The sequence below is a fragment of the Janthinobacterium sp. SUN206 genome (assembly GCF_030587305.1).
In the GTDB taxonomy this organism is placed as follows: Bacteria; Pseudomonadota; Gammaproteobacteria; order Burkholderiales; family Burkholderiaceae_D; genus Janthinobacterium; species Janthinobacterium kumbetense.
Window position 1 is genome coordinate 127,410 of sequence record NZ_JAPWIB010000001.1, and the last position, 14,061, is coordinate 141,470.

The 14,061-nt window shown below is 63.7% G+C and carries 10 protein-coding genes and 2 riboswitches; of the genes, 5 read left to right on the top strand and 5 right to left on the bottom strand.

Annotated features, from left to right (window positions below):
• Positions 1-360: 360 nt before the first annotated feature.
• On the bottom strand, positions 361-972 hold the full coding sequence (locus tag O3300_RS00595) for a TetR/AcrR family transcriptional regulator (RefSeq protein WP_305051651.1): 612 nt from the start codon (positions 970-972) through the stop codon (positions 361-363).
• Between the two features lie 22 nt (positions 973-994).
• Positions 995-2,212 (bottom strand): Bcr/CflA family efflux MFS transporter, encoded by a 1,218-nt coding sequence (locus O3300_RS00600; protein ID WP_305051652.1) that lies wholly within the window; start codon positions 2,210-2,212, stop codon positions 995-997.
• Between the two features lie 163 nt (positions 2,213-2,375).
• Here O3300_RS00600 and O3300_RS00605 point away from each other — a divergent pair, with 163 nt between their 5' ends.
• The gene (locus O3300_RS00605; RefSeq protein ID WP_171985004.1) at positions 2,376-2,534 is read left to right on the top strand and encodes a hypothetical protein; all 159 of its coding nucleotides are present in this window, start codon (positions 2,376-2,378) and stop codon (positions 2,532-2,534) included.
• A gap of 227 nt (positions 2,535-2,761) precedes the next feature.
• Here O3300_RS00605 and gcvP read toward each other — a convergent pair whose 3' ends face one another.
• The 3 genes from gcvP to gcvT form a co-directional block, all read right to left on the bottom strand.
• A complete protein-coding gene (gene gcvP, locus O3300_RS00610) occupies positions 2,762-5,662 on the bottom strand; it encodes an aminomethyl-transferring glycine dehydrogenase (protein ID WP_289898333.1) in 2,901 nt (966 codons plus the stop codon).
• 103 nt (positions 5,663-5,765) lie between these two features.
• Entirely contained in the window at positions 5,766-6,146 is a 381-nt protein-coding gene (gene gcvH / locus O3300_RS00615; RefSeq protein WP_077403327.1) for a glycine cleavage system protein GcvH, read from the bottom strand.
• Positions 6,147-6,217: 71 nt separating this feature from the next.
• Entirely contained in the window at positions 6,218-7,339 is a 1,122-nt protein-coding gene (gcvT, locus tag O3300_RS00620) for a glycine cleavage system aminomethyltransferase GcvT (RefSeq protein ID WP_251349130.1), read from the bottom strand.
• Between the two features lie 74 nt (positions 7,340-7,413).
• A riboswitch (glycine riboswitch) is annotated at positions 7,414-7,519 on the bottom strand.
• Positions 7,520-7,547: 28 nt separating this feature from the next.
• Positions 7,548-7,634, bottom strand: a riboswitch (glycine riboswitch).
• Positions 7,635-7,803: 169 nt separating this feature from the next.
• Between gcvT and O3300_RS00625 the strand changes: the two genes are divergently transcribed.
• The 4 genes from O3300_RS00625 (at position 7,804) to O3300_RS00640 (ending at position 14,047) form a co-directional block, all read left to right on the top strand.
• Positions 7,804-8,376, top strand: a complete 573-nt coding sequence (locus tag O3300_RS00625) for an ATP-dependent Clp protease proteolytic subunit (protein ID WP_257218643.1) — start codon at positions 7,804-7,806, stop codon at positions 8,374-8,376.
• Between the two features lie 157 nt (positions 8,377-8,533).
• Positions 8,534-9,169: a phosphatase PAP2 family protein gene (locus O3300_RS00630; RefSeq protein WP_253192868.1), complete on the top strand. Its 636-nt coding sequence runs from the start codon at positions 8,534-8,536 to the stop codon at positions 9,167-9,169.
• A gap of 190 nt (positions 9,170-9,359) precedes the next feature.
• On the top strand, positions 9,360-12,887 hold the full coding sequence (smc, locus tag O3300_RS00635) for a chromosome segregation protein SMC (RefSeq protein WP_305051653.1): 3,528 nt from the start codon (positions 9,360-9,362) through the stop codon (positions 12,885-12,887).
• Positions 12,884-14,047, top strand: coding sequence for a cell division protein ZipA C-terminal FtsZ-binding domain-containing protein (locus O3300_RS00640; protein ID WP_251349126.1), 1,164 nt, complete (start codon positions 12,884-12,886; stop codon positions 14,045-14,047). Before smc ends, O3300_RS00640 begins: the two co-directional genes overlap by 4 nt.
• The last annotated feature ends 14 nt before the right edge of the window (positions 14,048-14,061 follow it).

Here is a 14,061-nt window from a genome sequence, read left to right on the forward strand (position 1 = left end):
GACGGGCGGCGCAGCCGCAGGCAAGACTTGCGTGCCGCCAAAGCACGATAGTGCTGGCGGGCAATCCGGGTCAGTAGCCGGTCGCGATCGGAAAGAGGGGGGAGAGGCGTGCGGCCGTACTGGCCGCGCGAGACACCGCACCTTGCTCAGCAAGGCACGGAGGAAACGGAATTCCGCGTTGCTTGCTGTTTAGTTGCCGAGGCAATCGCCGATACAAGATCGGCTACTGTCACTAGAACAAGTACCCACGTGGGACTCCGTAAATGAATAATGGGGGCATCTTATGCACATGCTGCAAGAGTGTCAACTGAAGAAATCTTAGGTTTCCAAAGTGTAATGTGACTGTGGCAGGCCGCATGCTCAGCCATGTTGCGTGGCCATCGCCAGCGAATCGGACAATATCTGCCACAGCGCCGCGTGGCGCTGCTGCAGCGCGGCGCCGCCCGCGTAGATCAGTTCCACGTGCAGGCTGTCGACGATGCCCAGGTAGGCTTGCGCATACAGGTCGATGCGCTGCGGCGATAACGTGGGCGCGAGACTGGCCAGGCTCTGCACGTAATACCGCTGCAGCTGCGCCAGCAAGGCTTCGTAGCCCGTGCCCACTTCCACGCGCAGGGGCGCGGGCGGCAAATACGCCGTGCGCAGCAGAAAGCGCAAATGGGCCGAGTCCGCATAGCGCTGCGCCATGCGGTCGCAGTACAGGGCGCCGGCTTGCCGGCCGCCGGGCGCCGCCAGCGCCGCTTCGTCGGCGAAGCAGCTGTCCATGAAGGCTTGCTCTTCGGCCAGGGCGTCGGCAAACACGTCGAGGAAGAGGGCGTCCTTGCCGGCGAAGTGCGAATACAGCGAAGCCTTGCGCATGCCCGCCTGCGCGGCGATGTCGCTGAGGGACGAAGCGTCGTAGCCGTGTTCCGAAAAGTGGACGACGGCGACGGCGCAGATATTATCGGCCGAGGCCGAGCGTTTTTTCATCATGGGGGTGATATGGGGTGAGGCGTCAGTGCGCTCCCAGGCTGCTGGCATGGACCGGATGGACGCGCGCAGTGGCCAGGGTCAGCCATGATACCAGCAGGCCGGCCACGGTCAAGAACAGCAGCCACGGCAGCGGCCCCCATTCGGACAGGCTGGCCGCCAGCGGCGTGGCCAGCGACGACAAGGTCATCTGGATGGCGCCCAGCAGGGCGGCCGTGGAACCGAGCGCGCGCTGCTGCGACCCCATGGCCATGGCCATCAGCGCCGCTTCCGCGATGCCCAGGCCAAACAGGGCCACGAACATGCCCGGCACGACAGCGGCGATGCCCGCGCCCGCCCAGGCGCCGAGCAGGGCCAGCCCCGCGCCACCCAGCATGGCCGCGCTGCCCGCCACGCAAAGGCGCGCCACGCCGTGCTTTTCCACCAGGCGGCCGCTGGCCATGGCACCGAGCAGCACGGCCACGCCCGTGGCGCCAAACACGAGGCCGAAGCTGCCAGCGGACAGGCCGAAATCGCGCTGGTACACGAGCGACGCGCCGCCGATATAGGCAAACAGGAAAAAGAAAGTGGCGGACAGGGCCAGCGCGGGCAGCAGGAAGGCGCGATCCAGCGCGATGCGCGCATACGTGCGGTGCATGCCGCGCGGCGAGACGCGGCGGGCGCGGGGCAGCGTTTCCGGCAGGAACAGCGCGCTATTGAGCAAGGTCAAGACACCCAGCGCGGCCAGGGCCAGCATCACGGCGCGCCAGCCGTAATGCGCGTCGAGCAAGCCGCCCACGGCGGGCGCCAGCACGGGCGCCAGGCCGACGATGGTCATCAAGAGGGCAAACAGCTGCGCCGCTTTGACGCCATCGGCCACGTCGCGCACCATGCTCATCACCACGACCAGGGTCAGCGCGGCGCCCAGGCCTTGCAGCAAGCGCGCCAGCAGCAGGGTGCTCAATTGATCCGCCTGCGACGCCCACACGGCGGCAAGAATGTACACGGCGATGCCGGCCAGCAGCGGACGGCGCCGGCCTAGCATGTCGGTCAGCGGCCCGCACAGCAATTGCCCGCCGCCCAGGGCGAGCAGGAAAACCGTCAGGCTCAGCTGCACGTTCGCATACGAGGTGTGCAGCTCGCGCGCCATGGCGGGCATCGAGGCCAGGTACATGTCGATGCCGGCCGGGCCGAGCACGGCCACCAGGGCCAGGGAAGCCGCCAGCCCGAGACTGGCGGCGGGGAGAGTGGTTTGCTGCTGCATTGCGCTTCCTTTGTATCGTCAAAAAACACGGCATGGACACTGCCGTCTTTTTTATTGTACACTGGCTACCTACCGATAGGTAGTTAACTCAATAGGGACAAAGGATGACGACGATGATGAACGTAACAATGGCGGCTGCGCCGCATCTGCGGGGAGAGCGGACATGACGGAAGTGGGTATTTCGCTCAGCGGCGTGGCCGTGGCCTTGCTGTTTGCCGCCTGGAGTTCGCACCGCGCCCGCTGCGAGCGGCGCGATGTCGTGCTGCTGACGATGCTGGGCACCGCCCTGGGATTGCCGGGCGCGGCCTTGCTGGCGCTGTAACGCGGCGCATAAAAAAACGGCAGACCTTGCGGCCTGCCGTTCTGGTTTAATGTTCCCGGTTTTCGCCGGGATTTTAATTCCTGATTACTGAGTATCGACGCCTGACAAAACCGTAGCGAGCGTCAGTGAGGCTCGGCGCCCCCTTGTGGCCGAGAAGCGCAACCGTACTTCAGTACGGTGAGCATCGCCGGCCGCAAAGCGCGACGCGCAGTAGGTTTGGTCTGGCGTTATTCCTCTTCGTATGAGCTGATCGGTGCGCAGCCGCAGAACAGGTTGCGGTCGCCGTACACGTTGTCGGCGCGGCCGACCGGCGGCCAGTATTTGCGCTGGCGCAGGGAAGCGACGGGGTAGGCGGCGATTTCGCGGCTGTACTTGCGTTCCCAGTTGTCCGACATCAATACCTGTGCCGTGTGCGGCGCATTTTTCAACGGGTTGTCGTCGTGGTCGAATTCACCGCTGGCGACCTTGGCGATTTCCGCGCGGATGGCGATCATGGCGTCGATGAAGCGGTCGATTTCCACTTTCGATTCGCTTTCCGTCGGTTCGATCATCAGGGTGCCCGGCACGGGGAAGCTCATGGTCGGCGCATGGAAACCGAAGTCCATCAAACGCTTGGCCACGTCTTCGTTGCTGATGCCGGTGGCGTCCGTGATCGGGCGCAGGTCCAGGATGCACTCGTGCGCGACCAGGCCGTCGTGGCCCGAGTACAGCACCGGGTAGTGCGGCGCCAGGCGGCGCGCGATGTAGTTCGCCGCCAAAATCGCCGTCTCGGTGGCGGCCGTCAAGCCTTCCGCGCCCATCATGGCGATGTACATCCACGAAATCGGCAGGATGCTGGCCGAGCCGAACGGCGCGGCGCTGACGGCGCCGATGCCGGCCGCGTCGCGCTGGTAGCCCGAGGAACGCTGGTTCGGTAGGAATTTCGCCAGGTGGGCGCCGACGCCGATCGGGCCGACGCCTGGTCCGCCGCCGCCGTGCGGGATGCAGAAGGTTTTGTGCAGGTTCAGGTGCGACACGTCGCCGCCAAACGAGCCGGGAGCGGCCACGCCGACCAGCGCGTTCATGTTGGCGCCGTCGATGTAGACCTGGCCGCCGTGCGCGTGGATGATTTCGCACAGTTCCTGGATGCCTTCTTCAAACACGCCGTGCGTGGATGGGTAGGTGACCATCACGCAAGCCAGGTTGGCGCTGTGCTTTTCCGCCTTCGCCTTCAGGTCGGCCAGGTCCACGTTGCCGTTGGCGTCGCAGCTGGTGACGACCACCTGCATGCCGACCATATTGGCCGAGGCGGGGTTGGTGCCGTGCGCCGACGAGGGAATCAGGCAAATGTTGCGGTGGCCTTCGCCGCGCGATTCATGGTAGGCCTTGATCACCAGCAGACCCGCGTATTCGCCCTGCGAGCCGGCGTTCGGCTGCAGCGAGACGGCCGCGTAGCCCGTCAAGGCGCACAGCATCTCTTCCAGCTGCGAAATCATCTCGCGGTAGCCCACGGTTTGCGCATCGGGCGCGAACGGATGGATGTTCGAAAATTCCGGCCAGGTGACGGGGATCATTTCGCTCGTCGCGTTCAGCTTCATGGTGCACGAACCGAGCGGGATCATGGTGCGGTCCAGCGCCAGGTCCTTGTCGGCCAGGCTGCGCAGGTAGCGCAGCATTTCGTGTTCCGAATGGTAGCTGTTGAAGACGGGGTGGGTCAGGTAGGCGCTTTCGCGCGCCAGCTGCGCCGGCAGGGCGCTGGTCACGCCAGCTTCCACGCTGTCCAGGTCCGGCGCGGCAGGCGCGTTGGCCAGGCCGTGCGCGAACACTTTCCACAGCAGCGCGATATCGTCGCGCGTGGTGGTTTCGTCGAGCGACACGCCCACATGGGTATTGTCGATCTTGCGCAGGTTGACGCCGTGGTGCATGGCCGTCGCGTGCAGCTGCGCCGCATCGGCAACGTTGATGGTCAGGGTGTCGAAGTAAGTCGCGTTGACGACGCCATAGCCGAGGGTCTTCAGGTTGGCCGCCAGCACGCCCGTAAAGCGGTGCACGCGGCGGGCGATCTGCAGCAGGCCGGCCGGGCCGTGGTAGACGGCGTACATCGAAGCCATCACGGCCAGCAGTACTTGCGCCGTGCAGATGTTCGACGTCGCTTTTTCGCGGCGGATATGCTGTTCGCGCGTTTGCAGGGCCAGGCGGTACGCCTTGTTGCCTTGCGCATCGACGGTCACGCCGACCAGGCGGCCCGACATATTGCGCTTGAATTCATCGCGCGTGGACAGATAGCCCGCGTGCGGGCCGCCGAAACCGAGCGGCACGCCGAAGCGCTGGCTGTTGCCGACGACGACGTCGGCGCCCCATTCGCCAGGAGGCGTGAGCATGGTCAGGGCCAGCAGGTCGGCCGCGACGATGACCATGGCGCCGTTCGCGTGCAGTTTTTCCACGCCGGCGCGGTAATCGCGCACGACGCCGTTCACGCCAGGGTATTGCAGCAGCACGCCGAAGCAGGCGTCCAGCGATTCGATTTCCGCCGGATCAAACGTGCGCACTTCGATGCCGATCGGCTGGGCGCGCGTCTGCACCACTTCCAGGGTTTGCGGCAGCACGTCATTGGCCACATACAGCACGTTCGACTTCGACTTGCCCACGCGCTGGATCAGGGTCATCGCTTCGGCGGCGGCCGTGCCTTCGTCCAGCATCGAGGCGTTCGAGATGCCCATGCCGGTGAGGTCAGTGATCACTTGCTGGAAGTTCAGGATCGCTTCCAGGCGGCCTTGCGAAATCTCAGGCTGGTAAGGCGTGTACGCCGTGTACCAGGCCGGATTTTCAAAGATGTTGCGCAAAACGACACCGGGCGTGAATGTGTTGTAGTAGCCTTGGCCGATCAGGGATTTGAGAACCTGGTTCTTGCCGGCGATGGCTTTCAGGCGCGACAGGGCTTCCTGTTCCGGCATCGGCTGCGAGTACGCGCCCAGGGGCAGGGCGCCCTTGTTGCGGATGTTGGCCGGTACCAGGGCGTCGATCAGCGCGGCGCGCGATGGATAGCCGAGGGTCGCCAGCATGGCTGCTTGTTCGGTGTGGGAAGGGCCGATGTGGCGGGCGATGAAGGCATCGCGTGCTTCGAGTTGGGTCAGGCTGGTGCGGGTCATGATATAGAGGCCAAAAAAGACTGAAAAACCGGGATGCGGCGCGCGGGCGCAGCGCAGAAAAAATGCAAACGGGCCGCGATTGCGGCCCGTGAGTCAAACGCTATTACGCGCCGGTGGTGGCGCCATAGGCGGCAGCGTCGAGCAAGCCGTCCAGGGCCGACACGTCGGCTGGCTTGATCTTGAACAGCCAGTTGGCGTAGGCGTCGGCGTTGATCGACTCGGGCGAGTTGACCACGTCGTCGTTGACGGCCACGACTTCGCCGGCGATCGGCGCGTAGATGTCGCTCGCTGCCTTGACCGATTCCACCACGGCGGCGTCGTCGCCGGCGCCGTAGGTGTTGCCCACGGTTGGCAGTTCGACGAAGACGATGTCGCCCAGTGCGTCCTGCGCGTACTCGGTGATGCCGACGGTGATCGTGCCGTCGCCTTCAAGGCGTACCCATTCGTGGGAAGCGGTGTACTTCAGGTCTGCAGGAATGTTCATGTGTGGCTCCAGATGGTAAGTGTTCGTTATTGATTATGGTTGTACGGTCTTGCGGGCGGCTCTATAAAACCTTACGCAGCCAGGATTTTACCGTTACGCACGAAAGGCAGCTTGACGACGGAAGCGGCCAGCTGCTTGCCGCGGATTTCCACGTGCACGGTGTCGCCCACGGCGACGCCGTTCGGCACGCGCGCCAGCGCAATCGCTTCCTGCATCGTCGGGCTGAAGGTGCCGCTGGTGATTTCGCCCGTGGCTTCGCTGCCGGCGATGATGACTTTCTGGTGGGCGCGCAGCACGCCGCCTTTTTCGCGCAGGATGAGTCCCACGAATTGCGCGTTCTGGCCCTTGGCCAGCAGGGCCGCCTTGCCGATGAAGTCGCGCTCGCTGACGAGGTCGATGGTCCACGCCAGGCCCGCGTCGAGCGGGTTGACGGTTTCATCCATGTCCTGGCCGTACAGATTCATGCCCGCTTCCAGGCGCAGGGTGTCGCGCGCGCCCAGGCCGGCAGGCTTGACGCCGGCCGCCGCCAGGGCGTTCCACAGCGCTTCCACCTGGGTCGCGGCCACGCCGATTTCAAAGCCGTCTTCGCCCGTGTAGCCGGTGCGCGCCAGCATGACTTCGCCGAAGGCCGTGTCCTTGACGATGACGACATTGAACGGCTTGATGGCTTCGGACGCGGCTTGCGTTTCCGGCAGCACTTGCCACACCTTGGCGCGCGCGTTCGGGCCTTGCACGGCCACCAAGGCCATCGGATTGTTGGCATTGCGGCGCTCGGTGATCGTCAGGCCGCTGTTGGTGTTGGTGTTTTGCTGCTGCATCCACGCCACGTCTTTTTCAGCCGTGCCCGCGTTGACGACGAGGCGGAACCAGTTTTCGTTGAAGAAGTAGACGATCAGGTCATCGATGACGGTGCCTTCGGCATTGAGCATGCACGAGTACAGCGCCTTGCCCGACACTTGCAGCTTGTCAACGTTGTTGGCCAGCAAGCCGCGCAGGAAGGCGCGCACGTTCGGACCTTCGATATCGACCACGCACATATGGGACACGTCGAACATGCCGGCATCGCCGCGCACGGCGTTGTGTTCTTCGATTTGCGAGCCGTAGTTGACGGGCATGTCCCAGCCGCCGAAATCGACCATGCGGGCGCCGAGGGCACGGTGGGCGTTATTGAGTGGGGTCGCTTTGAGCGTCATGGATTCCTCGGGACGAAGGTAAAAGGGGAGTTAACAAAACATAGAATAGCCAAACACGGCTTTCCAGCGTGATCACTGACCCCCCTGTCCTTTGTACCTGAGAGATTACGGGGGCTTGCCCCGTGCGCCCCTTCGGTGGGCCGCCGGCAATAGCCGCGGCCGCTCTCCAGAGTTGAGCTGAAACGTGTCGCCAAAGCAACAGCTTCAGTCCGCCTGATCGGTCCTTTTGCCTGAGAGTTTTTGGGTAGTGCCCCTTCGGCGGCAACGCTGGTTTGCCCTCTCCCGATCAAGTGGGAGGAATATATGCCAGCAGGGTGTTTCTGTCAATCTGAAAAGACATTGTCAAATTGCAGCAGAAGCCCCGGTTTGCGGGGCTGTCAGGGGGCTGGAGACGCCGCAAAAGGACGCCCGGCCGCGCGGGAATGCGCTATGATGAAATTCTGGCTTTCTTGCGGGTGCCTGCCATGAACACTACACAAAGCGAGACGCAAAACAACACCGAGCAGCACGGTTACTTTACCCTCTCGGGCGACGTCAACAGCGATATGGTGCGGCGCGTCTTCAACGCCGCGGCCGACATCACGGAAGACAAGCTCACCACCGCGCACATCCTGATCCAGTCGAACGGCGGCTATGTCAGCGACGGCATCTGTCTGTACAACTTCCTCAGCAAGTTGCCGCTCGACATCATCACCTATAACGGGGGCGCCGTGGCCTCCATCGCCGTCACCCTGTTCCTGGCGGGGCGGCACCGCCATGCCAGCGACACGGCCCGCTTCATGGTGCACAAGTCGCATGCGACAGCCTCGCCCGGTTCCCGCCCCGACGCGCTCAGCATTATCGTCGAGGGCTTGCGCGCCGACGACATGCGTACCGAGCGCATCCTGCGCGGCCACGTCAGCCTGACGGAAGAGCAGTGGCAGGTGCACGCGTATTCCGACCTGCACCTGACGGCCGACCAGGCGCTGGAAGTGGGCATGATCGAATCGATCCGCGACTTTGCGCCGCCCAAGGGCAAGCGCCTGACGAATATCTGACGCCTGCCGCGCCCCGCCATGCCATGCCGGGCCGATGGTTTCAGCGTGGAAAGTTTGTAATCGAATGTAATTCTTCGCTGCAGCACAGCAAAAGCCGCGCGGAACAGGGCAGAGTCGTGGCATAGTGCAAGCTGATCATGAAATAAGTGCAGGCGCGATGACTTGGTGGAATGGGATTTCTTTTGCGGCCGATATGTCCGTGATGGGGCCGGCTGGCGTGGCGATTGCCCTGTGGCTGCTCGTCTCGCGCCAATGGCGCCTGGTGCTCAGCTGGAGCCTGTGGTACGGCGGCGGCCTGGCCCTCGTGGTGCTGTCGAAGCTGGCCTTCATGAGCTGGGGCGTGGGCAGCAGCGCGCTCGATTTTACGGGCTTCAGCGGCCACGCCATGCGCGCCGGCGCCGTGTTTCCCGTGCTGATGTATGTGCTGCTGCAGCGGGCTGCACCGCGCTGGCGCCATGCCGGCGTGCTCGTCGGCGTGGCCTTTGCCGTGCTGGTGGCCATTTCGCGCGTGGTCGTGCATGCGCACAGCGTGTCGGAAGCCGTCAGCGGCTGCGTGCTGGGCCTGGCGCTGGCGCTGGGCTTCATGTGGAGCGCCCGCGGCGCCGTGAATATCGCCGTCAGCCATGCGCTGGCCCTGGCCAGCCTCGTGCTGATGGTGGTGCTCAGCTTCAAGGCGGAGCCCATGCCGACCGAGCAATGGCTGCAAAAACTGGCCCTGGCGCTGTCCGGCCATGAGCGTGTTTTTTCCCGCGAAGACTGGAAACTGGCGCAGGATGGCCGCCCAGCCCCGTAAGGCGGGGCACGCCGGCGCCTGGCGCTGCGGTTTTTTGGCCAGAAAAGCATCAGGAAATGGTATGATGAACCACTCCCTGCGGTGAGTGGCCGGACTGTTGCCGCAAGGGTGGCCAAGGTGGCCATGAACTGAATATGAACCGGGTTCACCCAAATATAACCGCCAGCATAGGCCAGGAACTCTAAAACACGTGCGTCTCTCTTCCATCAAGTTGTCGGGATTTAAGTCTTTCGTCGAGCCCACCAATTTTCAGGTGCCAGGCCAGCTCGTGGGCGTGGTCGGGCCGAATGGCTGCGGCAAGTCGAACATCATCGACGCCGTGCGCTGGGTGCTGGGCGAATCGAAAGCGTCGGAATTGCGCGGCGAATCGATGCAGGACGTCATTTTCAATGGCTCCACCCACCGCAAACCGGCCGGGCGCGCTTCCGTGGAACTGGTGTTCGACAATAACGATGGCAAGGCGTCCGGCCAGTGGGGCCAGTACGCCGAGATCGCCGTCAAGCGCACCCTGACGCGCGACGGCACCTCCACCTATTACATCAATGGCCAGCCCGTGCGCCGGCGCGACATCCAGGATATCTTCCTCGGCACCGGTCTCGGTCCGCGCGCCTACGCCATCATCGGCCAGGGCATGATTTCGCGCATCATCGAATCGCGCCCGGAAGAATTGCGCGTCTTCCTCGAAGAAGCGGCCGGTGTATCGAAATACAAGGAACGCCGCCGCGAGACGGAAAACCGCTTGCAGGACACGCGCGAAAACCTGTTGCGCGTGGAAGACATCTTGCGCGAACTCAATGCCAACCTGGAAAAGCTGGAAGCGCAGGCCGCTGTCGCCACCCGTTTCCACGCCTTGCAGGCGGACCAGGAAGAAAAGCAGAAGCTGTTGTGGCTGCTGCGCAAGAACGAGGCGCAAAACGAGCAGACGCGCTATTTCCGCGAAGTGGAACAGGCGCAGACGGACCTGGAAGAGCAGACGGCCAAGCTGCGCAACGTGGAGCTGACCCTGGAGCAGATGCGCCAGGCGCACTTTGCCGTGGGCGACCGTTTGCATACGGCGCAAGGCCATCTGTACCAGACGAATGCGGAAATCGGCAGCCTGGAAGCGCAGATCAAGTTCGTCATCGAATCGCGCGCCCGCCTGCAGGCGCAGCTGGCCACCCTGACGGCCCAGCGCGACCAGTGGACCAGCCAGGGCGGCGAATACCAGGAACAGATCGAAGAGGCGGAATTCCACCTCGAAGAACTGGCCGCGAAGGTTGAGCAATCGCAAATGATGGCGGAACAGAAGGGCGAGCAATTGCCCGAGCTGGACGCCGCCTGGCGCGCCGCGCAAAACAAGAGCACGGAATCGCGCGCCCGCATCATGCAGGCCCAGCAGCAGCTGGAGCTGGAATCGGCGCACCAGCGCAACGCCTCGAACATCCTGGCCAGCCTCTTGAGCCGCCGCGAGCGCCTGCAGCAGGAAAAGAACAGCCTCAGTCTGCCCGACAGCAGCCACCTGGAAAACCTGAAGCTCCAATTGGAAGAAAAGCAGCAAACCCTGGAAGAGCAGGGTTTCTACCTGGAAGAAGCGCTGGAGCAGCAGCCCAAGCTGGAGCAGGAACGGGCCGAGGCGCAGGCGCAAGTCAATGCCGAGACGGCGGCGAATGCCCAGCTGGAAGCGCGTCTTTCCGCTTTGAAACAATTGCAGGAACGGGTGCAGACGCAGGGCAAGGTCCAGCCCTGGCTGAAAAAGCACGAGCTCGACACCTTGCCGCGTCTGTGGCAAAAGCTGCAGATCGAAGCGGGCTGGGAAGCGGCCATGGAATCGATCTTGCGCGAGCGCACGTCGGCCTTGCAACTGTCGAATATCGACTGGGCCAAGGCTTTCTTTGCCGACGCGCCGCCGGCCAAGCTGGCCCTGTACGCGCCATCCACGGTGGCGCCGCTGCCGCTGCCGGAAATCGCCGGCCTGAAACCGTTCCTGAACTTGTTGAAACTCAACGATCCGGGCTTGCGCGGCTTGCTGCAGGATTGGCTGTACAACGCCTATGCCGTGGAAGACGCGGCCGAAGCCCTGGCCGAACGCAGTAAATTGCCGCCGGGCGGCTATTTCGTCACGCGCGCCGGTCACGTCGTGACGGCCACCAGCGTGCGCTTCTATGCGGCCGATTCGGAGCAGGAAGGCATGCTGGGCCGCCAGCAGGAAATCGACAATATCGGCAAGCAGTTGCGTGCCCAGCAATTGCTGGCCGAAGAGGCGCGCGCCCGTTCCGTGCGGGCCGATGCGGCCGTCGCCACCCTGACGCGCAATCTGTCCGACTTGCGCTTGCGCATACAGCAACTGACGTCTTCCGTGCATACTCTGCAACTGGACGTGGTGAAACTGTCGGAAGTGGAAGCGCGCTTCAACCAGCGCAGCACGCAGATCGGCGCCGACCTGGCCGAGATCGCCGCGCAGGAAGCGGAGCAGATGCAGACCAAGCTGGAATCGGAAGAGAAATTCGAACAGCTGGACATGGAGCTGGGCAACTTGCAGGAAGCGCACGAAGACGGCCACACGGATTTCCTGCAGAAGGAACAGCGTCTGGCCGAAGCGCGCGAAGCCTTGCGCGACCTGGAGCGGGCCGCCAAGGATACGGAATACGCGGAAAAAGCCCACCGCGCGAAGATCGAGGAATTGCGCCGCAACATCGCCACGGCCAGCACGCAGGCGCAGCAAGTGACGGAAAGCCTGCAGGCGGGCGAACTGGAACTGGCCAACCTGGAAAGCGGCGCGGCCGCCGACGGCTTGCAGGACTTGCTCGAACGCCGCACGACGCAGGAGCGGGCGCTGGCGGACGCGCGCCACGAACTCGATCAAATTACGCAGCAGTTGCGCCTGTCCGAAGATGCGCGCACGCAATCGGAACGCAGCTTGCAGCCGCAGCGCGACAAGATCATGGAAATGCAGCTCAAGGAACAGGCTGCGCGCCTGAACCAGGAGCAATTCGCCCAGCAACTGCTGGAAGCGGGCGCCGACGAGGCCGCGCTGACGGAAAAATTGCACCCGGATATGCGTCCATCGTATCTGCAGGGCGAAGTGACGCGCCTGACGAACGCCATCACGGGCCTGGGCGCCGTCAACCTGGCCGCGCTGGACGAACTGGCGCAGGCATCCGAGCGCAAGAATTTCCTCGACGCCCAGAATGCCGACCTGACGGAAGCGATCAACACCCTGGAAGACGCGATCCACAAGATCGACAAGGAAACGCGCGACTTGCTGCAAGACACGTTCGACAAGGTCAATCATCACTTTTCCGAGCTGTTCCCGATTCTGTTCGGCGGCGGCCAGGCCAGGCTGACCATGACGGGCGACGAGATTCTCGATTCCGGTGTACAAGTCATGGCGCAGCCTCCCGGCAAGAAAAATGCCACCATCCACCTGTTATCGGGTGGAGAGAAGGCGCTGACCGCGACCGCATTGGTGTTTTCCATGTTCCGCCTGAATCCGGCGCCGTTCTGCCTGCTCGACGAAGTCGATGCACCGCTGGACGATTCGAACACGGAACGCTTCTGCCGCATGGTCAAGCGCATGTCCGACCAGACCCAATTCCTTTTCATTTCGCATAACAAGATTGCGATGGAAATGGCCCATCAATTGATCGGTGTGACGATGCAGGAGCAGGGCGTATCGCGCATCGTGGCGGTGGACATGGAGTCCGCCGCAAATTTTGCAACCGAGGCACAAGCAGCATGACAGACCTTCAAATTACCTTGTTCGGCGCCGGCGGCGTCTTTATCGTCGGTGTTTTCTCGTACAACAAATGGCAGGAATACAAGGCCAAGAAAAGCGTGGAACGGGCTTTTTCCACCGACCACGACGACGTGCTGATGCGCGAGGGCGACGCTCCTGCCGTGGAAGCCCAGGAACCCGTGCTGCGCCAGGAACCGCGCTTCGACGCCGCGCCCGCCGCCAAGGCCGAACCGTCGTTCGGTGCGCCGCCAGCGGCCGTGGTGCCGGACGCGCCCGTGCATGCGGAACCGTCGCTGGCCGATGCCGACCCTGCACCCGCCGCTCCTGCCGCGCCGGCGCAGCCGGAAGTCAGCGCCGCCAGCGAACAGGCGACCAGCCTGGTCGACCCGCTGATCGATTGCCTGCTGCCTTTGTCGCTGGAAGCGCCCGTGCGTGGCGACAAGATCCTGCCCGTGCTGCAAACCCTGCGCCTGGTGGGCAACAAGCCCGTCCACTTCATCGGTTTGCACGTGAATGGCGACTGGGAACCGATCACGCATGGCGGTGTCTACACCAAGATGCAGGGCGGCGTGCAGCTGGCCAGCCGCAGCACGGCCCTGAATGAACTGGAATACTCGGAACTGGTTACGCGCCTGCGCGGCGTGGCCGACGAGATCGGCGCCGAGCCGGAAGTGCCCGACATGATGGAAGTGATGGCCGAAGCGCGCAATCTGCACCGCTTCGTGGCCGGTCACGATGCCCAGCTGGGCGTCAACCTGCACACGAATGGCGCGCCATGGGCCATTTCCACCTTGCTGTTCGCGCTGGAAAAGCAGGGCTTCGACGTGCGTCCGGACGGCCGTTTCGTCATGCCCGACGGCGAAGGCGGCTATCTGTTCTCGCTGTCGACGAATGTCACCCTGGCCGAGGAAACGACGCCGCGCCTGACCCTGCTGCTGGACGTGCCATGCGTGGCGCCCGCGCGCGACGGCTTCGGCGCCATGGTCGCTTGCGCCAAGGCACTGGTGGGCCGCCTGGACGCCACCATCGTCGACGATTACAACCAGGCCTTGTCGGACGCGGCGCTGGCCGAGATCGCCGGCCAGGTGCAAGAGTTTTACCAGGAAATGGACGCGGCCGACATTCCTGCCGGTTCCACCCGCGCCCTGCGTTTATTTAGCTGAAGAATCCCGCAACA

Coding starts and splice junctions, on each gene's coding strand:
- O3300_RS00595 (WP_305051651.1), bottom strand. CDS start 972: ATGATGAAAAAACGCTCGGCCTCGGCCGATAATATCTGCGCCGTCGCC.
- O3300_RS00600 (WP_305051652.1), bottom strand. CDS start 2,212: ATGCAGCAGCAAACCACTCTCCCCGCCGCCAGTCTCGGGCTGGCGGCT.
- O3300_RS00605 (WP_171985004.1), top strand. CDS start 2,376: ATGACGGAAGTGGGTATTTCGCTCAGCGGCGTGGCCGTGGCCTTGCTG.
- gcvP (WP_289898333.1), bottom strand. CDS start 5,662: ATGACCCGCACCAGCCTGACCCAACTCGAAGCACGCGATGCCTTCATC.
- gcvH (WP_077403327.1), bottom strand. CDS start 6,146: ATGAACATTCCTGCAGACCTGAAGTACACCGCTTCCCACGAATGGGTA.
- gcvT (WP_251349130.1), bottom strand. CDS start 7,339: ATGACGCTCAAAGCGACCCCACTCAATAACGCCCACCGTGCCCTCGGC.
- O3300_RS00625 (WP_257218643.1), top strand. CDS start 7,804: ATGAACACTACACAAAGCGAGACGCAAAACAACACCGAGCAGCACGGT.
- O3300_RS00630 (WP_253192868.1), top strand. CDS start 8,534: ATGACTTGGTGGAATGGGATTTCTTTTGCGGCCGATATGTCCGTGATG.
- O3300_RS00640 (WP_251349126.1), top strand. CDS start 12,884: ATGACAGACCTTCAAATTACCTTGTTCGGCGCCGGCGGCGTCTTTATC.